The organism is Constantimarinum furrinae (assembly GCF_014295415.1).
GTDB classification, from domain to species: domain Bacteria; phylum Bacteroidota; class Bacteroidia; order Flavobacteriales; family Flavobacteriaceae; genus Constantimarinum; species Constantimarinum furrinae.
On the sequence record NZ_CP052909.1, the window covers coordinates 326,798 to 347,785 of the forward strand.

A 20,988-nucleotide genomic window follows, 5' to 3' on the forward strand; every position below is an offset into this window, starting at 1 on the left:
TTACCTGTTTCTCCAGAAGAACGGTGTTAACAATATCAACACGGTAAATAATTCGAGTCGGCCTATCAACATCAAAAAAGTAGACCACCATTTAGCTGCATCGGGCAAATATCCATAATTGTGAGTGGGTCCAAGGTCTCCAAGTGCCGGACCTACATTCCCCAGTGTTGAAGCCGCACCTCCAAGGGCAGTTTTAAAATCCAGTCCCAACCAGGAAAATACCAGCACACCTACAATAAATGACAGCATATACAGTATAAAAAAGCCCAGTATATTAAAAACAATGGGCTGTCCGATTGCTTTGTTATTATAACGTACCGGAAGGATCGCATTGGGGTGCAGCGTACGCTTAAACTCCAATACGCCGTTCTTGATCATGATAAGGTGTCTTACGATCTTAATACCACCTGCCGTTGAACCCGATGATCCTCCAAGAAACATGAGACCGAAGAAAAAAATGGTTAAAATGGGGGCCCAAACCGTATAATCGGCAGTAGCAAATCCCGTAGTGGTTACGATAGCTAAAACCTGAAACAGGCCATGCCTTATAGCGCTTTCAAGTTCTCCCCAAACCATGGGGTGAGCAATGGTTGAATCGGTAATATCCCCTTTAAAATAGATAAGACCTGCAGCAAGAATTGATAACCCGACAATTAAAAACAGGTAAGATTTAAACTCTTCATCTCTGAAGATCTTACTGAATTTGGTCTTAAAAGCAAAATAGCTCAATACAAAATTCGTTCCTGCCAGAAACATGAATACCATGATAATGTATTGTATAACAGGTTGTGCATTCCAGTATGCCACACTGTTATTCTTGGTAGAAAAACCTCCGGTGCTCAAGGTACTTAAACTATGATTTATAGCATCAAAAAAGCTCATACCGGCGATCTTAAGCAAAATGGTTTCGGCCACGGTATATCCTACATAAATGATCCACAATCTCTTCGCAGTATCGGTGATTCGCGGATGAAGTTTATCACCGCCCGGACCGGGTGCTTCGGCAGCAAAAAGCTGCATCCCTCCAATACCGAGAAGCGGTAAGATGGCGATCGCCAGAACAATGATTCCCATTCCTCCTATCCAGTGCGTGATGCTTCTCCAAATAAGGATACCTTCGGGAAGTTGTTCAATTTCAGTAACAATAGATGCTCCCGTAGTGGTATAACCACTCATGGTTTCAAAAAAAGCATTGGTAAAATTAGGAATGGCCCCCGTAAAAATATAGGGCAGCGTCCCTGCCAGCGACATACAGATCCAGCCAAAGGTCACTATAATATATCCTTCTCTTTTCTGAATTTCCTTTCGGTGATTTCTCGTGATAAACATTAGGACTACACCGCAGATGAAAACCACCGCAGCCGACTGAAGCATTTCCCAGGCTACCCCGTCTTTATAGATAAAACTAACAAGAGAGGCCAATACGATAAAACCGCCGTTTACCACAAACAACAGTCCCATGAGGTGAAGAATGATCTTATAATTTATCTTTGTGAATGAGCGCATTACACAAATAGTTTTTCAACTTTTTTTATGGATTGGGGAAGACAACATACGACGACTCTATCGCCATTTTTAATTTTGAAGTCTCCTAAAGCAATAAGGCCTTCTCCGTCACGTATAACGCCTCCAATAACAGCAGAACGAGGAAAGTTGATATTCCTTACATATTGATCACATACTTCAGAATTGGATGACACCAGAAATTCGAGCAGTTCGGCATTCATATTGTTGAGCTTGGTCATAGCGACTACCTCTCCTTTTCTTACATAGCGGAAGATATTGTTCGCAGCTAGAAGCTTTTTATTGATCAAAGTGTCGATACCGATAGAATGTGATAATTGAAAGTAGTCCATATTTTCTACCAGCGCAATGGTTTTGCGCACGCCTTTCGACTTGGCAACTAAGCAAGACATGATATTGATCTCGCTGTTTCCGGTTACCGAAATAAAGGCATCCATATCGTGGATGGCCTCTTCCTGAAGTAACTCGACATTTCGACCGTCTCCATTGATCACCAGACAATTTGGAAGGTCGTCTGCCAGTTCGAAAGCCTTTTCCTTTTCACTTTCTATGAGTTTTACTCTGAAGTTTGCCTTGCACAGATCTCGGGCCGTTTTATACCCGATTTTACTACCGCCTAGTATCATTACATTTTTGATCTCTTCCCTTACTTTTCCTGAAAGTTTATAGATCTGATCCACACCTTCGGCATTGGTCGTGAAATATACCTGATCGCCTTCTTTAAATTTAGTATCTCCTCTGGGGATAAGGGTGTATTGCGTCCCGTAACGCTGAATGGCAATGGGAACGCACTTGAGTTCGGGGTACTTTTGTCCTATCTCCTTTAAGGTCTTTCCTACGAAAGCAGCAGTTCTTGAAAGATACAGCCCTATCATAGTCAGCGCCCCATCATCAAATTCATAGGTGTCGTTAAACGCACTTTGATTAAGAAGTAATTCTATTTCGTTTGCCGCAAGGGCTTCGGGAGAAATAAGTTCGTCAATTCCAAATTTGGTAAAGCCTACCATCTCCTTATTATCGAGGAATTCGGTATTTGAGATTCGGGCAATGGTTCGTTTGGCACCCAGTTGTTTGGCGAGTACACAAACCGTAATGTTTGTGGTTTCACTGGACGTTACTCCAATTACCAGATCGGTTCCATCTACCTTTGAATCCTTTAGTACCGCAATTGATGTAGCATCCCCTCTTACCACACGTATATCGAGATGTGTATCGGCATAAGCCAGTGAATCTCTGTTAGTGTCAATAAGGGTGATGTCTTGCGACTCGAATGAAAGAAGTTTTGCGAGATGAAATCCTACTTCGCCGGCACCGGCAATAATGATCTTCATAAAAAATACCCAAATAAGTTATGCAAAGGTATTGAATTTAATAGAACTTATGTAGCGTCGATGAAAATGAATTTCGCGACACTCTTCCAGAAAAGACGACCTATCAAATTGCCTGTTACTACAATCGTTATGTATAAAAAAGTATGTAGATTTGCAGCCGGCTAAATAAAGCTTTGGGAATTGGACAAAAAGATAAAACCATATAAGGATTCAGAACTCAACAAGAAAAAACAGGTTGAGCAGATGTTCGATACTATTTCGGGGAATTACGACGGACTTAACCGAGTTATTTCCTTCGGAATAGATACCCGGTGGAGAAAAAAGGTAATTAGAATGGTGTTGGCAAGCCATCCCGACAGTATTCTTGATATCGCCACTGGTACAGGTGATCTTGCCATAAAATTTGCCCAAAGATCGAATGCTTCCAAAATCGTTGGACTGGATCTTTCGGAGGGAATGCTTGAAGTCGCCAGGAAAAAAATAAAAGGAACAGCTCTCGAAGGTACTTTGTCATTTACAAAGGGAGACAGTGAAGCCTTGCCTTTTCCCGACGGCACTTTCGATGCGGTTACTGTTTCTTTCGGCATACGAAACTTCGAGGATCTTGACAAAGGTCTTTCAGAAATTTACAGAGTCCTGAAACCCGGCGGACGCTTCGTTATTTTAGAAACTTCTGTTCCGGCAAAGACACCTTTTAAGCAGGGCTATTCAGTGTACACCAAACGAATACTGCCCCTTATTGGTAAGATCTTTTCAAAAGATAAGGTAGCATACCGCTATTTATGTGAAAGTGCTTCGGTTTTTCCCCATGGAGAAGCGCTCAACAATATTTTAAGGAAAAACGGGTTTATAGAGGTGAAAAATAAACCACAAACTTTTGGTGTAGCTACCATTTATAGCGCTACTAAATAACTATGAAGAAATTACTGTTCATACTCACTGTTGTACTTCTGACTCAATCTGCTCAGGCTCAATTATTTAGTAGAGAGCGACTGGCTAATCTTGAGACGTTTGACCAACGATTTCTAACCTGGGGTTACTTTTTGGGCTTTAACAGCTATGATTTTAAAATTGAATACAACGACCAGATTACCGATATGGACACCGATATCATCGTGGATTCACAGTCGGGATTTAACGTAGGTCTTATCGGTGATATGCGTGTGAACAATTATGTAAATCTACGTTTGGAACCCGGTTTATATTTTGCGCAAAGAAATTTGAGGTTTCCGGGCTTTGAGGAAGAAAAGGATATATTAAGAGAAGTAAAAGCAGCCTATATACACGTTCCACTTTTGGTAAAACTTTCCACTAAGCGGTTAAATAATATTAAACCGTTTATTGTGGTGGGGGTATCTCAATCCTTCAATCTTTCGAGCAACCAGGATAATCCCGAGGATAATTTCCAGGGGCAGTTCAGAATGACCAAAGGAACAAGTTATTACGAGCTTGGTTTCGGAATCGATTTTTACCTCTACTATTTCAAATTCACTCCGTCGATTCGCGGGGTATTCGCCTCGACCGATGAGTTAGTTCCCGATGACGATCCCAACAGTCCGTGGACCGGAAACATTAGCAGCATGAAAACACGGGGAATCTTCGTGAATTTTACCTTTCAGTAGAACGCCGGAATTCGCTTAACAGAATTGCCGTGGCCGTCGCTACATTAAGACTTTCCGTCTTTTGTTCAGGACCAAACTGCGGGATGGTTATTTTTTTGTTCAGTAACCTGAGGATCTCTTCCGAAATTCCATGGGCTTCGTTACCCATTACCAGAATTGCATTTTCATGAAGTGATGTTGCGTAAACATTTTCTCCTTCCATACAGGCTCCGTACAGAGGTTGTTCACTTTCAATAAGTACGTGTGAGAGATCTGTATAATGCACTTCAACCCTTGCAATGGAACCCATGGTTGCCTGTATAACTTTTGGGTTGTAACAATCGGCTGTATCGGTTGAACACAATACCCTGGAAATATTAAACCAATCGCATAACCGAATGATGGTCCCCAGATTTCCGGGGTCCCTTACCGAGTCTAAAGCCAGTGTTAAGCCCGAATTAGCAATAGGTTTTGGCTTCGGAATATGAAAAACCGCCAAAGCGGTATTCGGGGTTTTTAAAAAGCTTATTTTCTTGAGTTCCGCTTCATTTAGTTGTTGCACTTCAACAGAAAAAAGAGAGGGATCTGTAGTATACAAAGTGTGTAGTTGCATTCCCGAATCAAGTAATTCGGCAATCACTTTAGGGCCTTCAGCAATAAAAAGTTGACTTTGATCCCGGTACTTTTTTTGACCTAGACCCGTTATTAATTTTATTTGACTTTTACTAAGCAAATTATAGTATTTTTGAAATAAAGTAAAGCTGTGCGATTGATTAAACCCCTCACAAAAATATCACTTATTTTAGGAATGGCGTTATTTCTCTATTCTTGTAACGCAGTGAAGCGGGTTGGAGAGAACGAATTGTTACTCACCGATAATACCATTTCGGTTGACGAAGAAAACATTAAGGACTCCAAGGTGTACAGCCAGTTATATCAGAAGCCAAATTCGAAGGTCTTAGGCATACCTATAGGGATTCATATTTACAACCTAGCCGATCCAAAACCCGATTCTACTTTTCAGAAATGGTTACATAAAAAGCCGAACAGAGAAGAACGTCTTATCAAATTCCTTTCCAAAAAGCAGGTTGTGGAGCTGGGTAACAGTTATGTGGGTTTAAATAATTGGATCAAAAATTCAGGTACCGCGCCGGTGATTATCGATGAAGCAAAAACTAAAAAATCGGTAGAGCGTTTAAAGGATTATTATTCGAGTTTTGGGTGGTTTAATACGGAAGCTGAATACAAGATCGTTCCAAATGAGAAAAAAGAAAAACGGGGTACGGTGGAGTATACTGTAAAAAGGCACCAACCCTATTTTATTGATTCTATTGCCGAAAAGATCAGTTCGCCGGTGGTGGATTCTTTGTACCGAGCAACAAAGAACAAATCGTTTATCATTCCCGGAAAGCAATTTGCCAATAATGATTTTGTGAATGAGAGAGACCGATTGACCATTCAATTCCGCAATTCGGGACTTTTTTACTTTGAAAAGGATTATATTTCGTTTGATGCCGATACCGTAAATACCGAACATAAGGCAAATATTACATACATCATTCCCGATCGTAAGATCACTGAAGAAGACAGCACCCGTACCGAACCCTTTAAAGTTCACAACATCACAGAAGTTAAGATCGTTACCGATTATACCTTTGCCAACCGTGGAGAGAAATTTAAAGATTCGGCTTCGTTTAGGGGATATCAGTTATACAGTTACGATGCGTTAAAATACCGTCCCAAAGCGATCACAGATGCGATTTCGATAACTCCAAACAGAATATTTAAAGATATAGACAGAACACTTACCTATAATCAGATAAGTGATTTGAGGATCTTCAGATATCCAAATATCAGTTATGTAGAAGATCCCAGAGATTCTACAGGGACAGGGTTGATCGCCACCGTTTTATTAACGCCGAGGAAAAAATACACCTTGGGTGTCGACTTTGATGCCTACACTTCTACCATACAGCAGTTCGGGATTGGATTCAGTTCTACGCTGTTGATACGAAATGTTTTCAGAGGAGCGGAAACATTGGAAATCTCGGGACGGGGTAGTGTTGGTTCCTCTAAGGATGCAGCAGATAGTGAGAGTAAGTTTTTCAATATTTCGGATGTGGGCGGTGATGTAAAACTATCGTTTCCCAGTATACTGTTCCCTATTAACACTGACAGTATCATTAAAAAATACATGTCTCCCTCTACGAGTATTAGTGTTGGATTTAACGCTCAGAATAATATTGGTCTCGACAGGCAAAACATTAGTTCTATTTTCAGTTACCGATGGAAACCCGCAACGATCAAAACCTATCAGTTAGACCTTTTTAATGTACAATACGTTCGAAACCTGAACACCGACAATTATTTCAATGTCTATCAAAATTCCTTTAATATATTAAATGAAATTGCTCAACAGGTTGAAGCCAGTGACCCGGGCAGTATAAACCCCGAATATTATACCATTAACGAAGACAATGAACTCTTTTTAAATATCCCCAATGGGGCAGATAATTTTATCACTGATGCACAAAACGGGGAATTCCCATCGATAACAACAGGAAGCGATAATCTCATCACGTTAAACAATGTCGATGAACGAAAAGACAGACTTACCGAAAACAACCTGATATTTGCCACTAATTTTTCCTGGACCCGTGACACCCGGGATAATATCTTCGATAATAATTTTTCCAGATTGCGTTGGAAAATAGAAACAGCCGGAAATTTTCTATCTGGAATTTCCAGTATAGTCGGATTAGAAAAAAATGACGATGGGCGTTATACTGCATTAGGTGTAGCGTTTTCTCAGTATGCAAAGCTGGAAGGGGATTATATAAAGCACTGGGAACTGAACGACAATAATATTTTTGCCATTCGTGCCTTTGCAGGAATGGCAATACCCTATGGCAACAGCAACAGCATTCCCTTTACGCGAAGTTACTTTGCCGGTGGAGCGAATGATAACAGGGGTTGGAGAGCCTATGATCTGGGACCCGGTAGTAGTGGTAGTCTGAACGAGTTCAATGAGGCAAACTTTAAAATTGCTCTAAATGCAGAATACCGTTATACCATTATAGGAGGTTTTAAGGGGGCTTTCTTTGTAGATGCAGGAAACATTTGGAATATCTTCGATAATGTAGAAGATCCGGCATCCCGGTTTGAAGGTATTGGTGACTTAACAGAGATCGCAGTAGCGTCGGGACTAGGATTACGGTATGACTTCGGATTTTTTGTGCTGCGCTTCGATCTTGGGTTTAAAACCTACAATCCTGCTCTACCGGAAGGAGCGCGATGGTTTAAGCAATATAATCTGGCAAATTCTGTCTTAAACATCGGGATAAACTATCCTTTCTAAACCATTAAAATTTGTTATTTTTGCTCTTATTCTGAAGGGATTTCTTTAGGCATTTAATCTTTTTGAAAATCGATTCAACAATGAGCTACAAATTCTTCAGTAAAAGGGATCAAAAGCAATTTTAAATTTACCAAATCTATGAGTCATACAATAAAAGCCGGTGTTGCAACAGGTGATGAAGTTCAGAAAATTCACAATTATGCCAAGCAGAAGGGATTCGCTATGCCGGCAGTTAATGTGGTGGGATCGAATAGCGTGAATACCGTTCTGGAAACTGCGTCGGGACTAAATGCTCCTGTGATCATTCAATTTTCTAATGGTGGCGCACATTTTAATGCCGGAAAAGGACTTTCTAATGACAACCAGCAGGCTGCAGTTCTAGGGGCTGTTGCAGGTGCAAAACATATTCATGAATTGGCAAAGGCCTATGGTGCTACAGTAATTCTTCATACCGATCATTGTGCTAAAAATTTGCTTCCTTGGGTAGATGGCATGCTCGATGCCGGTGAGGCATTTTTCAAACAGAACGGCATTCCATTGTACAGTTCACACATGCTAGACCTTAGTGAAGAGCCTATAGAGGAGAATATTGAGATCTGTAAAAAATATCTGGAGCGAATGAGTAAAATGGGCATGACCCTGGAGATCGAGCTGGGTATTACGGGAGGTGAAGAAGATGGCGTAGATAATTCGGATGTAGACTCTTCTCGGTTATACACCCAACCCGAAGAAGTAGCTTATGCCTACGAAGAACTTAAAAAAGTGAGCGATCGTTTTACTATTGCTGCTGCCTTCGGAAATGTACACGGTGTATATAAGCCCGGTAACGTACAGTTAACTCCGGTAATCCTGAAAAATTCTCAGGAATATGTTCAGAAAAAATTTAATACTGATCACAACCCAATCGATTTTGTATTTCACGGCGGAAGCGGCTCTACAGTTGAAGAAATAAGAGAAGCTATTGGCTACGGTGTGGTTAAAATGAATATTGATACCGACCTTCAATTTGCATTTACGGAAGGCATTCGGGATTATATGACCAAAAATATTGAGTATCTTAGAACCCAGATCGGGAATCCAGATGGAAGTGACCTCCCCAACAAAAAACATTATGATCCGCGAAAATGGCTTCGTGAAGGAGAAATGACATTTAAAAAACGTTTGGAACAGGCTTTTGAAGACCTTAACAACGTAAACACATTATAAAATACATCGACAACTATGTCTTGGTTTAAAAGAACAAAAAAGGGGATTCAGACCCCGACTGAAGAAAAAAAGGATGTTCCTAAAGGACTGTGGTATAAATCACCCACCGGGAAGATCGTCGATTCAGAAGAATTGGAAAAGAATTTTTATGTGAGTCCCGAAGACGGTTATCACGTACGAATAGGCAGTAAGGAATACTTTGAAATTCTGTTTGACGACAATAAGTTCAAGGAGTTAGACAAGGGACTGGTCTCGAAAGACCCCTTAAACTTCGTAGACAATAAAAAATATACCGATCGATTAAAGGACGCTCAGGATAAAACCGGACTTAAGGATGCCGTGCGCACTGCGGTTGGAAAATCTATGGGAGAGGATTTGGTGGTTGCCTGTATGGATTTCAGTTTTATTGGAGGTTCTATGGGTAGTGTTGTTGGTGAAAAGATCGCCCGCGCAGCAGATTATTCGCTAAAGAAAAAAATTCCATTTGTCATTATATCAAAAAGCGGTGGGGCGAGAATGATGGAAGCTGCCTTATCGTTAATGCAGTTGGCCAAAACCAGCGCAAAACTTGCACAGTTGTCAAAAGCAAAAATACCATTTATATCGCTTTGTACCGATCCAACAACGGGAGGTACCACGGCTTCTTTCGCAATGCTGGGAGATATAAATATTAGTGAACCCGGGGCATTAATAGGATTTGCAGGACCAAGAGTAGTAAGAGACACCACAGGAAAGGAGTTGCCTGATGGATTTCAAACCGCCGAGTTTGTTCTGGATCACGGATTCCTGGACTTTATAACGCATCGTAAAGATCTAAAACGCAAACTAAATCTCTATTTGGACCTCATATTAAACAGACCGCTTAGGGAAAAGACCGCATAACAAAAAAGCCGCTCCTCTGGAGCGGCTTTTTCTATTTTATAATAGAGGATATTTAGAGGATGATCGGGTACTCCTGTCCGTTAAAGATAAAGGTCGCCAAATTATCGCACTCCCCTTCACCCCAGTCTATTGCTGCAGTTAATCCCTCTTGCTGTACTTCAAGCATTCCGCTCACGAGATAAAGACAATTGAGCTTTCGCACTAATGTTTCGGTCACTTCACCGCTTCGTTGGAAGCCATTGGTAAATACAGTATCCCAGTTACCGGTGATGTGATAGACATTATCCAACCAGGTTCCGGTACCAATTCCTTCTACCCATTCTGCAACTCGTAGTCCGTTTCGGGTCGCTGTTACCGTAGTATTGGGGAAACTTACCGTAATTTCTTCGTTGATTGTAGATTGCGGATTCCCATTGGAATTTGCGATCTCACGGAAGATCTCTCCTCCTCCGGCCACGCCATTACCGTTATAGGTAAATTCATCGAAAGTATAGTTGATGGTTCTGGTTCCCGCTGTAAATGGACCGTATTCCAAAGTGATCATTCCGGAAACTACACTACCGTTGTTTAACTGACATTCGTCACCAAAGTCGAGGATAATGGTACCTCCGTCTCCATTGGGAAGAATTGTAATTACGGTACAAGCCGGGAATAAAGAGTTCACTACATTATCGGGTTCTTCTTCTACCTGCACATAGCCGCTCTCCATGATGGAGAAGGTACCTTCAACCACGTTATCTGCCTGAGCAGCACGTTGAGAATCTTCGGCTGAAAAATTTACTTCGTTGGGTGATGAATCGTCATTGGAAGTACATCCAATAAATAAAAAAGTTAATGCCAGGAAAGAAAATAGGGCAGTTTTCTTAATAATGGTTTTCATAAGTTTTGTTTTTGTTTATACTAACTAGGACCTATAAAACGCAAAAAAGTTTGATTCAGTATATTTTACTTATTTTTTTGAAACAGTACTTGCTATTTATTATGGAATTTTTTGTAATTTTGCAGCTTGATTATCAAAGAGGTAGTCAGTACATAAAAATCATTTAAGTAATATTGGCATGTATTTAGCACCAGAAGAAAAAGAAAAGATCTTCGCAAAACACGGAAAATCTAAGACAGATACCGGTTCTGCCGAAGGACAGATCGCGTTATTCACTTATCGCATCGATCATTTATCAAAGCATTTAAAGTCAAATCACAAAGACTATAACACCGAGCGTTCTCTTGTAAAACTAGTAGGGAAGCGTCGTTCTCTGTTAGATTACCTTATGAAAAAGGATATCTTGAGATATCGTGCTATAGTTAAAGAACTAGGATTACGTAAGTAATTTTTATATCGGGGGCTTTTTTGCCCCCGTATTTTTTATTATTTGTTCAGGAGATTTTCTTCTGAATACTTACAGAAAAGCTACCCTTAGGTTTTTCATTGGTCACCACAACAACACAACTTTTGTTCGATCATCGAACAACGACCAATTTTAACTGTACGCATAGGCTTACCTAAAAACTAAGCAAGCGTATATAATGAAAAACAAAATGATACCTAAAGTATTTAAAGAGGTTATTGACCTTGGCGACGGTAGAGAAATTTCTATCGAAACCGGAAAACTGGCAAAACAGGCGCATGGTTCTGTTGTTGTTCAATCGGGGAAATGTATGTTGCTGTGTACGGTAGTTTCCAACTACAAGCAGAGCGATGTTGATTTCCTTCCATTAACGGTAGATTACCGTGAAAAATTTGCAGCTTCGGGGCGTTATCCCGGTGGTTTCTTTAAAAGAGAAGCCAGACCCAGTGACGGGGAAGTATTAACTATGAGATTGGTGGATCGCGTTTTGCGTCCTCTTTTTCCAAAAGATTATCATGCCGAAACTCAGGTAATGATCCAATTGATGTCTCATGACGATGATGTAATGCCCGATGCTATGGCCGGCTTGGCTGCTTCGGCTGCTATCCAGCTATCAGACTTTCCTTTTGAATGCGCCATCTCTGAAGCCAGAGTAGGACGTGTGGACGGAAAATTTGTAATAAACCCAACCCGCGCGCAGCTTCTGGAAAGTGACATCGATATGATGATCGGTGCTTCGGCAGATTCTGTGATGATGGTAGAAGGGGAAATGAAGGAAATCAGCGAAGAGGAAATGGTGGAAGCCATAAAGTTTGCTCACGATCATATTAAAGTTCAATGTGAAGCCCAAATAAGACTGGCTGAAGCCTTCGGAAGAAAAGCAGTACGTGAATACGAGACGGAACGAGAAGATGAAGACCTTGCCAAGAAAATTCACGACATGGCGTATGATAAAGTGTATGCCATTGCAAAAGCAGGTTCTGCAAAGCATGAACGCAGCACTGCCTTTTCAGAAATTAAAGAAGAGATAAAGTCGACTTTTTCTGAAGAGGAATTGGAAGATCTTGGCGATCTTATCTCAAAATATTATTACAAAGCCGAAAAAGCTGCAATTCGCGACCTTACACTTAATGAAGGGACACGATTAGACGGTCGTAAAACGGACGAGATAAGACCTATCTGGTGTGAGGTGGATTATTTACCATCAACACACGGATCTGCCATCTTTACACGAGGGGAAACTCAGGCGCTGGCAACAGTAACACTGGGTACTTCCAGAGAGGCTAACCAGATCGACATGCCTTCCTTTGAAGGTGAAGAGACGTTCTACTTGCACTATAACTTCCCTCCTTTCTCAACCGGAGAAGCCCGTCCTATTCGTGGTACATCCCGAAGAGAGATCGGACACGGAAACTTGGCCCAACGTGCCTTAAAAGGAATGATCCCGGCCGATTGTCCGTATACCGTACGCGTTGTTGCCGAAGTATTGGAATCTAACGGTTCCTCTTCGATGGCTACCGTATGTAGCGGAACCATGGCATTGATGGATGCAGGGGTTCAGTTAAAGAAGCCTGTTTCGGGTATTGCGATGGGATTGATCTCTGATGGAGACTCAGGAAAATACGCAGTTTTATCAGATATACTGGGTGATGAGGATCATTTAGGGGACATGGACTTTAAGGTAACCGGTACGGCCGATGGAATTACCGCCTGCCAAATGGACATTAAAGTAAAAGGTCTTAGCTATGAAATTCTTGTCAATGCGCTTAAGCAGGCATCGGCAGGAAGATTGCACATATTGGAAAAACTTACCGATACGATCGCAACACCTAATACGGATGTGAAACCTCACGCTCCTAAAATGGTAACTACTACGATCCCTAACGAGTATATTGGAGCCCTTATCGGACCTGGAGGAAAAGTAATTCAGGAATTGCAGAAAGAAACCAAAACTACGATCGTTATTAACGAGGATCCTGTAACCGAAGAGGGAATTGTTGAAATTCTTGGAACAGATCAGGCCGGAATTGATAAGGTATTAGCCAAGATTGATTCTATTACCTTTAAGCCTGAAGTTGGCAGTGTATACGAAGTTAAAGTAATTAAAATGCTTGATTTTGGAGCCGTGGTTGAATATATTGACGCGCCCGGAAATGAAGTGTTATTACACGTGTCGGAACTGGCATGGGAACGCACCGAAAATGTTAGCGATGTTGTTAATATGGGCGATGTGTTTGATGTGAAGTATTTTGGATTGGATCCAAGAACCCGAAAGGAAAAGGTATCGCGCAAAGCGTTGTTACCAAAGCCAGAAGGTTTTAAGGAACGTCCACCACGCAGAGATGATAATCGTGGAAGAGACAATCGCGGAAGAGACAACCGAAATCGCGATAAAAAGAGAGACTAAGTACTCCTCAATTTATTTAAAAAAAACCTCCTTATCGGGAGGTTTTTTTTGTGCGTATAAGTCCGCATTAGCGATTGCAGCGACAGCTTGTTGCGAGCGGCGGTCGCCGCTCGCAACAACTACAGCGTAAAGCCCGGCCTGCATCGCAGGAATGCCATAATACATATAATTCAGGTGTTAGGAGTATGCTTAAAATAGAATGCAGTTAGCAGTTGGCAGCCGGAAGTACGAACATTAAGATTGAAGCCTTGAATCTTGAATCCCAGCGAAGAAGTATTACTAGTACTTGGGTTTCACTACGCACGATTCACGATTCACAAAAAAATCTACGCAACCTTTTTTTATTCTTCAGACTATAGGGTAAGTAAAAGAAAAAAATTGCTATGAAAAAGTTCATTTTAAGTTTCCTACCCTTGATTGCCTTATTATGCTTTAGTTGTGAAGATGAGCCTGTTGGGAAGGCCAATATCAACACCGATTATATAGAAGTAAATTCTGAATTGTACGAACTGCTCGTTGACATAAGTGGACGTATCCCGGAGGATGAGATCACCTGCATTGACTTTAATTATTCCTTTACGCTGTTTATCTTCGACGAGCAACAACAATTTTTGGAGGCTATTGCTATGCACAATGATGCACAGTTTAGCGATTTATTAGAAGGTTTGCAGCAAGGACAATCTATTAGTCTGAATTTTCCCATCACCGGAACCTTATTGAACGGTGAACTGGTAGAAATAAATAATACCCATGAACTTAAAGAAAGTATAGATCAATGCATTCAGGAGGAGGTTCTTGGAAATTGCAATGCTGCCTTGTCTATTCCGCGTTGTATCTGGAAGGTTACCGATCCCGGCAATCCGGACAACCCCTATAACAATTCTGTTTTTGTGTTAAATCAGGATGGAAGTGCGAATTATCACTATGAGAATGACGTCTACTTCGGAACCTGGATCACCTATTTTGTTGAAACAGAATTACACCTCAACATCTTTATACAAGACGACACGGAAATTGGCGAGGAATGGAATTTTGACTGGAAGCTGGATTATTTTAGCAATTCGCTTATGATCCTGAGCGAAGGCAATCGGACCTACGAAATTTCCACAAATTGCGACCTCCCTTGTTTTTCTACCGCGGTCTATCAGGAATGTGAATTGGAGAACAGTCCGGGTTATGCCGAATTCAACCTACAGCAATACACCTATTGTCTGGGAGTTTCGGCCAACAGTAATGAAGGTGAAGCCATACGCATTACATTCCACGAAACGGAAATGGATGCCATGGATGGAATACATGCGGTTTCATCTACATCTTATATAAATAGCACGAATCCGCAGGAGATCTACCCACGGGCTTCCGATCTGGATACGGGAGAATTGGTAAGCATCTTTGCTTTTACTATAGAAGCTGTGGTTTGTGATTGACATTTTGAAACGCAAGAATCGAACCAGTTATGTTGGTTCTGCAATAACGGTGGTCATTATTGCCGAAATCTCCGCCGTTATTGCTATTTTTCACGGCCAACTAACCTAGAACCATCATTAGTGAAAAACAATTAGGATTATTTGGAACTGAAGGAGCTTATAAAAAAGTGTAAAAAGAACGACCGAAGCGCTCAAAGCGAGCTCTTTAGTCGGTATAAAGACACGCTCTATTTTATGTCTCTAAAATACAGCCGAAATGATGTTGAAGCTGAAGACAATCTGCACGATTCGTTTATTACCATTTTTGAAACCATTAGCAAATATCGCGGAGAAGGTTCGTTTGAAGGCTGGATGAAACGAATTGCCATTTTTAAGGCCATCGATAAATACAAAGCCAAAAAGCCGGTGGCAATTGAAATTAATGACGATCTGTTACAAGATACTGAAGTAGAAGACGAACTTACTCAATTACCTCTGGATACGATCCTGAAATTAATTCAGGAGTTACCGGATCAATACAGATTGGTATTCAACCTGCATCAATTGGATGGATATAAACACCGGGAAATTGCACAGATACTGGAAATTAGTGAGAATACATCAAAATCTAATTATCACAGAGCCAAGCTCATTTTGAGAGAGAAGATCATGGCAATGACCACCCCAAAATCAAAAATTAAAAACTCATGAAGCGAAAAGAAGACATAGGAAAGCTTTTACAAAAAAGGCTGGAGGGTGCAGAAAAGAGACCGAATTCGGTCTTATGGGAACGGATTTCCGATTCGCTGGACAAAAAAGAACGGAAAAAAAGAAGGTTCCTGTATTTCTGGCTTGGTGGGGCAGGCTTCGGAATTGCATTACTCCTACTTTTATGGAATCCATGGAACAGTGATATTAAAAATGATCCGGAAGTACCATCAGTAACCGTTACGACAACTTCAGAAGAGAATAAAATTACAGTAGAAAACACTAAAGATACAAGCGATTCGAATAACACCGAAAATCACTCAACAACGACATCGGGAATCACTTCCGAAGAAAATACAGAAAACAACACAGAAACCTTAGAGAATATGGATACCGCTAATGATTCTCAACAAAATAATGAGAATAACACTATAAGCACCACCGAGAAGCTTTCAGAAAAGAAAACAAACGATCTTTCTGTATCTGAAAACAGTAAGAACTCTAGCGACTTATTGCCAAACGATAAGGCCGTTAAGAATACAGGGGTCACAGCGAAGCCGGTAAACAAGAATAGCAGTCAGAACGATAAAAACACTGAAAACGCCACAGACAGTGACCTTGAGATAAAGAAAACAACGAGTAATCCTGTAAACCCTTCAGAAAAAATAAGTGATTCGGGTAAAGTTGTGAACGAGAGGACAAACGATACTGTGACCAGTTTCGGCTATTACAATAGTGACACAGGAGAAACGGTGAATTCGAAACGACAGGAAACCATTGATAGTGTAAGAAATGCCTACGAGCAGCGATTATTGCAACGGAAACAGGATTCTACCGAACGGGCAGAGACCAGAGACAGTATTTTGAAAATCCGAAGCCGAAAACGCGATAGTATCCAGGCCATTCGAAAAGCGAAACAAGACAGCTTGTCCGTAGACCAAGAAGTTAAGGACTCCATCCCCGAGCCCGAGACATTTTCGATGAGCTGGGGGCTTTCTCCTATAATCGCACCGGTATATTTTGGGATCGCGGCTGACGGATCGGCCATTGATGACGAATTTACAGGATTTACAAAAGACGGCAGCACCAGTATATCGTACGGAATTGAAGTCTATTGGAGGATCCTGGAGCGGTTCAGGTTGAGTTATGGCTTCCTGTTATCCAATTTCAGTAATACAACTAACGATATTCCGGCGGCTAACGAAGCAGAGCGTTTGCGGATATTGAATTTCAGTGATACAGAACCGGCAGCCTTAGATTCTTTCTTAGGTCCGGAGAATACGGTAAACCTCTATCAGGAAATTCGCTATCTGGAAATGCCACTCCAACTCACTTATGTCTTTGGCAACAGCGACCTTGGGATTCAAGTGTACGGTGGTGGGACCTTTTATGCCTTAATGAAAGACGAAGTCTTTGCAGAAGATGCAGACGGCAACCGGCTATCCTTAGGCAGCGCAAGTAATCTATCACCGGTAAACATCAGTCTTGATATTGGAGCAGGATTGTATTATAATTTTTCAGACAAAATATCTCTGGATGTAAAACCAACCTACAAATATCATATCAACACTGTACGTGCCCTGAATTTTGAGGGAAAAACGTATTCCATGGGTATTTATACCGGGTTGAGATATCGTTTTTAAGAAGTTGGATGAGAAATTTGTCTCATTTATTGTCTAGGAGATTGAACTATGAAATTGCACCTTATAGGTGGGAATATCCGGAGTTAAGTGTTTAATTCGCAGAGACTAACAGCGCTCCATATAGAGTAATTACTGCTTTCAATCAACATTTGCTATAAACACATTTCGTTGATAGATAGAAGAAAAAATAAAATCCAATTGTAACAATTTGCAACCTTTTTACGTATAACTAAATGCACAAGCACATTTAACTTAGTAAATAGGACACACCTTAATGAGACAACTTAAAATTACGAAGCAGGTAACGAACAGAGAAACTGCTTCTTTAGACAAATACCTTCAGGAGATTGGAAAAGTTGACTTAATTACCGCAGACGAAGAAGTAGAGTTGGCACAACGCATAAAAGCGGGTGATCAACGTGCTTTGGAAAAATTGACGAAAGCCAATTTGCGTTTCGTTGTTTCGGTAGCTAAGCAGTACCAAAATCAGGGGTTAACCCTACCCGATCTTATTAATGAAGGAAATTTAGGGTTAATTAAAGCAGCGCAGCGTTTTGATGAAACACGCGGATTTAAATTTATTTCCTACGCTGTTTGGTGGATTCGTCAGTCTATTCTACAGGCATTGGCAGAGCAGTCACGTATTGTTCGCTTGCCACTGAACAAGATTGGTAGCATCAACAAGATCAATAAGACCTTTGCTTTCCTAGAGCAGGCGCATGAACGTCCGCCATCTGCCGAAGAGATCGCCAAGGAATTGGATATGACCATCAATGATGTAAAGGAATCCATGAAAAACAGTGGTCGTCATGTCTCTATGGATGCTCCATTGGTAGAAGGAGAGGATTCTAATCTCTACGATGTATTGCGCAGTGGTGAATCCCCAAATCCGGATCGTTCTTTGTTGCACGAATCACTTCGTACCGAAATTGAACGCGCTCTGGAAACGCTAACGCCTCGTGAAGCCGATGTGATTAGATTGTATTTCGGTTTAGGTGATCAACATCCTATGACGCTTGAAGAAATAGGAGAAACTTTCGATCTTACCCGGGAGCGAGTACGACAAATAAAAGAAAAAGCAATTAGAAGATTGAAACATACTTCTAGAAGCAAGATATTAAAGACCTATTTGGGATAAACTCCCAGATTACAGTAACAAACAGTTAAAAATAACTGTTCGTTTTTTGATTGATGAATGACCTCCGGCTGATTACCGGAGGTTTTTTCTTTCTGAAATTCGTGGTTTTTAATCTAAATTTATAAATAGCGACTAAAATTGGATCGTTAAAAGCGATTATGAAACTGCTTTTTGTAAATTTGATGTAACAACCAACCTAAATGAGCCATACCATTTGTTACATAAGCAAAGCAATTGATGAATTGGACGAATCAGGAGTCAAAAATATATTTGATACCACTGTTAGGAATAATGTCCGCGACAATATTTCGGGGATCTTATTATTTCAGGAAGGAAATTTTCTGCAGGTTTTGGAAGGTGAAAAAAATAAACTAAAATCCCTATTTTCGACTATCATGGAAGACAGCAGGCATTATCGCATTTTGCCTGTAATAAATCATTACAACGATTGTAGAATTTTTGAATCCTACACTTCCACATTTAGTGTTGTAAGAGATAAACAGGATTTGATGAAAATTAAAACGTACCTCGAAAAACACAAAGATAATTTTCAATATACCGGAAACATATTACGTTTGCTTGAACCCTTTTTACTTTAAACTATGAACAACACACTTATTGCACCTTCTATTTTAGCCGCCGACTTTGCCAACCTGCAACGCGATATAGAAATGGTTAACAACAGTGATGCCGACTGGTTTCATCTGGATGTCATGGACGGTGTATTTGTACCCAATATTTCATTTGGTATGCCGGTGATTGAAAGTATAGCAACACATGCTAAAAAACCACTGGATGTGCACTTAATGATCGTTGAACCCCAAAGATACATTCAAACCTTTGCCAACCTCGGTGCGAACGTATTAACGGTTCATTACGAAGCATCTACCCACCTTCATCGTACCCTTCAAGCCATTAAAGCGGAAGGGATGCAGGCAGGAGTTGCTTTAAATCCGCATACCAATATCGATTTGCTTAGAGATACCATTTCCGAAATCGACCTTGTCTGTTTGATGAGTGTTAATCCCGGTTTTGGCGGTCAAAGTTTTATCGAACATACCTATTCAAAAGTAAAGGCATTACGAAAGCTTATCGATGAGAAAGGAGCTTCTACCCTTATCGAGATCGATGGTGGCGTAACCAATCGCAATGCCGCCAAACTTGTGGAGGCCGGCGCAGATGTACTGGTAGCCGGAAGTTATGTCTTTGGCTCACAAGATCCCCCTGCTACCATTGCAGGACTCAGGGAACTTATCTAACTAAACACTATGCAATCTGTTGATCCGTCTTTTGACTCCTGGACTTCACTGTTCCTAATCGTTTGCGCATTTGGTTTTTTCTTAAGTTTTGTACTGCTAACAGGAAATGAAAGCAGAAAACGGAATTTACCCATCATCCTCCTGGTTCTGGGATTCTCATTTATCTTGCTGGAATATGTGTTCTATTGGACCGGACACAGTGCTGCACACCCTTATCTCTATTTCTTTTCTCACAGCTGGTATTTGGCTTTTGGACCATTATTGTACAGCTATATAGGAAAATTCTACGACAACAAATTTGCCGTAAAATGGTACCATTTTTCACCCGCCGTGGTTTCCTTTATTCTGAATGCCATCTACTTTGTTAAAAGCGATGGCTTTATCGCCATGACCGATTTTCAGGATGACACCCTGTACTATTTTTTCTGGAATCTTCGTTCACCCTGGCTAACCGTTTTGTCCTTTTTGGTCTATTTATTCTTCAACAAGGATCTAATCAGGTTCAACAACGCTGAAGTTGCAACTGAATATTCAGATATGAGAAAGAAATGGACCAATACCCTGCTATGGCTCTTTTCAATTTTCGCCTTTGCCTATCTCAGTTTTTATGTTTTGGTTCGTTTTCCGTTTTTTAATCCGGCCTGGGATTACGCGATTTCATTTTCCATGACGCTGGGGATTTACGCTATAGGCTATTTTGTGTACAAGGAGCCTGCAATATTTAACGGTGCTCTGTTTTCGGGTTTGTTTCTGAAGGAAACTAATGGAAACGGTATACATTTTTCAGAAAAGACCAAGGATGAATTCTACGGAACACTTCTGCAACATATTGAAGCAAAGAAACCCTATTTAGACAATAATCTTCGTTTGGTACAACTGGCAGATGATGTAGGTTTTTCAAGTCATGTACTATCCAGAATAATCAATGAACAATCCCAAAAGAATTTCAATCAGTTTATCAACGAATTTCGATTAAGAGAAGCCGAACGGTTGCTTCGCGAAGATTCAGATACAAGCATAAAGAGTATTTATTACGATGTTGGATTCAACAATAAAGCAACATTTTATAAGGCTTTTAAAAGCAAATACAATTGCACTCCTTCCGAATTCAAAAAACAGGAACAAGATGTTTAAAATCCTGTAAAATGGTTTCATTTTATAATTATTGACCCCTAAACA

At 40.7% G+C, this 20,988-nt stretch carries 19 protein-coding genes; 14 read left to right on the forward strand and 5 right to left on the reverse strand.

The features are described from left to right. Window positions 1–1,506, reverse strand: coding sequence for a TrkH family potassium uptake protein (locus tag ALE3EI_RS01595; protein WP_186990169.1), 1,506 nt, complete (start codon window positions 1,504–1,506; stop codon window positions 1–3). After that, window positions 1,506–2,855, reverse strand: a complete 1,350-nt coding sequence (trkA, locus tag ALE3EI_RS01600; protein ID WP_186990171.1) for a Trk system potassium transporter TrkA — start codon at window positions 2,853–2,855, stop codon at window positions 1,506–1,508. Before trkA ends, ALE3EI_RS01595 begins: the two co-directional genes overlap by 1 nt. A 180-nt stretch (window positions 2,856–3,035) precedes the next feature. Between trkA and ubiE the strand changes: the two genes are divergently transcribed. Both ubiE and porT read left to right on the forward strand, forming a co-directional pair. Then, window positions 3,036–3,767 (forward strand): bifunctional demethylmenaquinone methyltransferase/2-methoxy-6-polyprenyl-1,4-benzoquinol methylase UbiE, encoded by a 732-nt coding sequence (gene ubiE, locus ALE3EI_RS01605; protein WP_186990173.1) that lies wholly within the window; start codon window positions 3,036–3,038, stop codon window positions 3,765–3,767. Window positions 3,768–3,769: 2 nt separating this feature from the next. Next, entirely contained in the window at window positions 3,770–4,477 is a 708-nt protein-coding gene (porT, locus tag ALE3EI_RS01610) for a type IX secretion/gliding motility protein PorT/SprT (RefSeq protein ID WP_186990174.1), read from the forward strand. Here porT and ALE3EI_RS01615 read toward each other — a convergent pair. Beyond that, complete coding sequence (locus ALE3EI_RS01615; protein ID WP_186990176.1) at window positions 4,464–5,189, reverse strand: TrmH family RNA methyltransferase; 726 nt, start codon at window positions 5,187–5,189, stop codon at window positions 4,464–4,466. The genes porT and ALE3EI_RS01615 overlap by 14 nt on opposite strands. A 30-nt stretch (window positions 5,190–5,219) precedes the next feature. Here ALE3EI_RS01615 and tamL point away from each other — a divergent pair, with 30 nt between their 5' ends. The 3 genes from tamL (at window position 5,220) to accD (ending at window position 9,902) form a co-directional block, all read left to right on the forward strand. Next, the gene (gene tamL, locus ALE3EI_RS01620) at window positions 5,220–7,814 is read left to right on the forward strand and encodes a translocation and assembly module lipoprotein TamL (RefSeq protein ID WP_317172971.1); all 2,595 of its coding nucleotides are present in this window, start codon (window positions 5,220–5,222) and stop codon (window positions 7,812–7,814) included. Window positions 7,815–7,952: 138 nt separating this feature from the next. After that, the gene (gene fbaA / locus ALE3EI_RS01625) at window positions 7,953–9,020 is read left to right on the forward strand and encodes a class II fructose-bisphosphate aldolase (RefSeq protein ID WP_186990179.1); all 1,068 of its coding nucleotides are present in this window, start codon (window positions 7,953–7,955) and stop codon (window positions 9,018–9,020) included. Window positions 9,021–9,035: 15 nt separating this feature from the next. After that, window positions 9,036–9,902 carry an acetyl-CoA carboxylase, carboxyltransferase subunit beta gene (gene accD, locus ALE3EI_RS01630; protein ID WP_186990181.1) on the forward strand — a complete coding sequence of 289 codons (867 nt, stop codon included), beginning with the start codon at window positions 9,036–9,038 and terminating at the stop codon, window positions 9,900–9,902. Between the two features lie 52 nt (window positions 9,903–9,954). Here the strand turns inward: accD and ALE3EI_RS01635 are convergent, their stop codons facing one another. After that, the gene (locus tag ALE3EI_RS01635; RefSeq protein ID WP_186990183.1) at window positions 9,955–10,782 is read right to left on the reverse strand and encodes a hypothetical protein; all 828 of its coding nucleotides are present in this window, start codon (window positions 10,780–10,782) and stop codon (window positions 9,955–9,957) included. 178 nt (window positions 10,783–10,960) lie between these two features. On the opposite strand from ALE3EI_RS01635, the gene rpsO reads away from it, so the two are divergent. Both rpsO and ALE3EI_RS01645 read left to right on the forward strand, forming a co-directional pair. Beyond that, the gene (gene rpsO, locus ALE3EI_RS01640) at window positions 10,961–11,230 is read left to right on the forward strand and encodes a 30S ribosomal protein S15 (RefSeq protein WP_186990185.1); all 270 of its coding nucleotides are present in this window, start codon (window positions 10,961–10,963) and stop codon (window positions 11,228–11,230) included. A 208-nt stretch (window positions 11,231–11,438) separates the two neighbouring features. After that, window positions 11,439–13,655: a polyribonucleotide nucleotidyltransferase gene (locus tag ALE3EI_RS01645; RefSeq protein WP_186990187.1), complete on the forward strand. Its 2,217-nt coding sequence runs from the start codon at window positions 11,439–11,441 to the stop codon at window positions 13,653–13,655. 12 nt (window positions 13,656–13,667) lie between these two features. On the opposite strand, the gene ALE3EI_RS01650 is transcribed toward ALE3EI_RS01645, so the two are convergent. Then, window positions 13,668–13,820, reverse strand: coding sequence for a hypothetical protein (locus tag ALE3EI_RS01650; RefSeq protein ID WP_186990189.1), 153 nt, complete (start codon window positions 13,818–13,820; stop codon window positions 13,668–13,670). Between the two features lie 218 nt (window positions 13,821–14,038). On the opposite strand from ALE3EI_RS01650, the gene ALE3EI_RS01655 reads away from it, so the two are divergent. The 7 genes from ALE3EI_RS01655 (at window position 14,039) to ALE3EI_RS01685 (ending at window position 20,943) form a co-directional block, all read left to right on the forward strand. Beyond that, window positions 14,039–15,082, forward strand: a complete 1,044-nt coding sequence (locus ALE3EI_RS01655; RefSeq protein ID WP_186990191.1) for a hypothetical protein — start codon at window positions 14,039–14,041, stop codon at window positions 15,080–15,082. 141 nt (window positions 15,083–15,223) lie between these two features. Then, window positions 15,224–15,772: an RNA polymerase sigma factor gene (locus ALE3EI_RS01660; RefSeq protein ID WP_186990193.1), complete on the forward strand. Its 549-nt coding sequence runs from the start codon at window positions 15,224–15,226 to the stop codon at window positions 15,770–15,772. Further along, the gene (locus tag ALE3EI_RS01665; protein WP_186990195.1) at window positions 15,769–17,412 is read left to right on the forward strand and encodes an outer membrane beta-barrel protein; all 1,644 of its coding nucleotides are present in this window, start codon (window positions 15,769–15,771) and stop codon (window positions 17,410–17,412) included. The genes ALE3EI_RS01660 and ALE3EI_RS01665 overlap by 4 nt, the downstream gene beginning before the upstream one ends. Before the next feature lie 274 nt (window positions 17,413–17,686). Next, window positions 17,687–18,550 carry a sigma-70 family RNA polymerase sigma factor gene (locus tag ALE3EI_RS01670; RefSeq protein WP_034261238.1) on the forward strand — a complete coding sequence of 288 codons (864 nt, stop codon included), beginning with the start codon at window positions 17,687–17,689 and terminating at the stop codon, window positions 18,548–18,550. A gap of 200 nt (window positions 18,551–18,750) precedes the next feature. Next, window positions 18,751–19,149: a BLUF domain-containing protein gene (locus ALE3EI_RS01675; protein ID WP_186990198.1), complete on the forward strand. Its 399-nt coding sequence runs from the start codon at window positions 18,751–18,753 to the stop codon at window positions 19,147–19,149. Window positions 19,150–19,152: 3 nt separating this feature from the next. Beyond that, complete coding sequence (gene rpe / locus ALE3EI_RS01680) at window positions 19,153–19,809, forward strand: ribulose-phosphate 3-epimerase (RefSeq protein WP_186990199.1); 657 nt, start codon at window positions 19,153–19,155, stop codon at window positions 19,807–19,809. Window positions 19,810–19,818: 9 nt separating this feature from the next. After that, window positions 19,819–20,943, forward strand: coding sequence for an AraC family transcriptional regulator (locus tag ALE3EI_RS01685; RefSeq protein ID WP_186990201.1), 1,125 nt, complete (start codon window positions 19,819–19,821; stop codon window positions 20,941–20,943). The last annotated feature ends 45 nt before the right edge of the window (window positions 20,944–20,988 follow it).

What these genes read in the sequence shown, in the direction of transcription:
- ALE3EI_RS01650 (WP_186990189.1), bottom strand. Translation starts at nt 13,820, where the DNA reads ATGTATTATGGCATTCCTGCGATGCAGGCCGGGCTTTACGCTGTAGTT.
- rpe (WP_186990199.1), top strand. Translation starts at nt 19,153, where the DNA reads ATGAACAACACACTTATTGCACCTTCTATTTTAGCCGCCGACTTTGCC.
- ALE3EI_RS01665 (WP_186990195.1), top strand. Translation starts at nt 15,769, where the DNA reads ATGAAGCGAAAAGAAGACATAGGAAAGCTTTTACAAAAAAGGCTGGAG.
- ALE3EI_RS01645 (WP_186990187.1), top strand. Translation starts at nt 11,439, where the DNA reads ATGATACCTAAAGTATTTAAAGAGGTTATTGACCTTGGCGACGGTAGA.
- porT (WP_186990174.1), top strand. Translation starts at nt 3,770, where the DNA reads ATGAAGAAATTACTGTTCATACTCACTGTTGTACTTCTGACTCAATCT.
- ALE3EI_RS01595 (WP_186990169.1), bottom strand. Translation starts at nt 1,506, where the DNA reads ATGCGCTCATTCACAAAGATAAATTATAAGATCATTCTTCACCTCATG.
- accD (WP_186990181.1), top strand. Translation starts at nt 9,036, where the DNA reads ATGTCTTGGTTTAAAAGAACAAAAAAGGGGATTCAGACCCCGACTGAA.
- ALE3EI_RS01670 (WP_034261238.1), top strand. Translation starts at nt 17,687, where the DNA reads ATGAGACAACTTAAAATTACGAAGCAGGTAACGAACAGAGAAACTGCT.
- fbaA (WP_186990179.1), top strand. Translation starts at nt 7,953, where the DNA reads ATGAGTCATACAATAAAAGCCGGTGTTGCAACAGGTGATGAAGTTCAG.
- ALE3EI_RS01655 (WP_186990191.1), top strand. Translation starts at nt 14,039, where the DNA reads ATGAAAAAGTTCATTTTAAGTTTCCTACCCTTGATTGCCTTATTATGC.
- ALE3EI_RS01635 (WP_186990183.1), bottom strand. Translation starts at nt 10,782, where the DNA reads ATGAAAACCATTATTAAGAAAACTGCCCTATTTTCTTTCCTGGCATTA.
- trkA (WP_186990171.1), bottom strand. Translation starts at nt 2,855, where the DNA reads ATGAAGATCATTATTGCCGGTGCCGGCGAAGTAGGATTTCATCTCGCA.
- ALE3EI_RS01685 (WP_186990201.1), top strand. Translation starts at nt 19,819, where the DNA reads ATGCAATCTGTTGATCCGTCTTTTGACTCCTGGACTTCACTGTTCCTA.
- rpsO (WP_186990185.1), top strand. Translation starts at nt 10,961, where the DNA reads ATGTATTTAGCACCAGAAGAAAAAGAAAAGATCTTCGCAAAACACGGA.
- ALE3EI_RS01675 (WP_186990198.1), top strand. Translation starts at nt 18,751, where the DNA reads ATGAGCCATACCATTTGTTACATAAGCAAAGCAATTGATGAATTGGAC.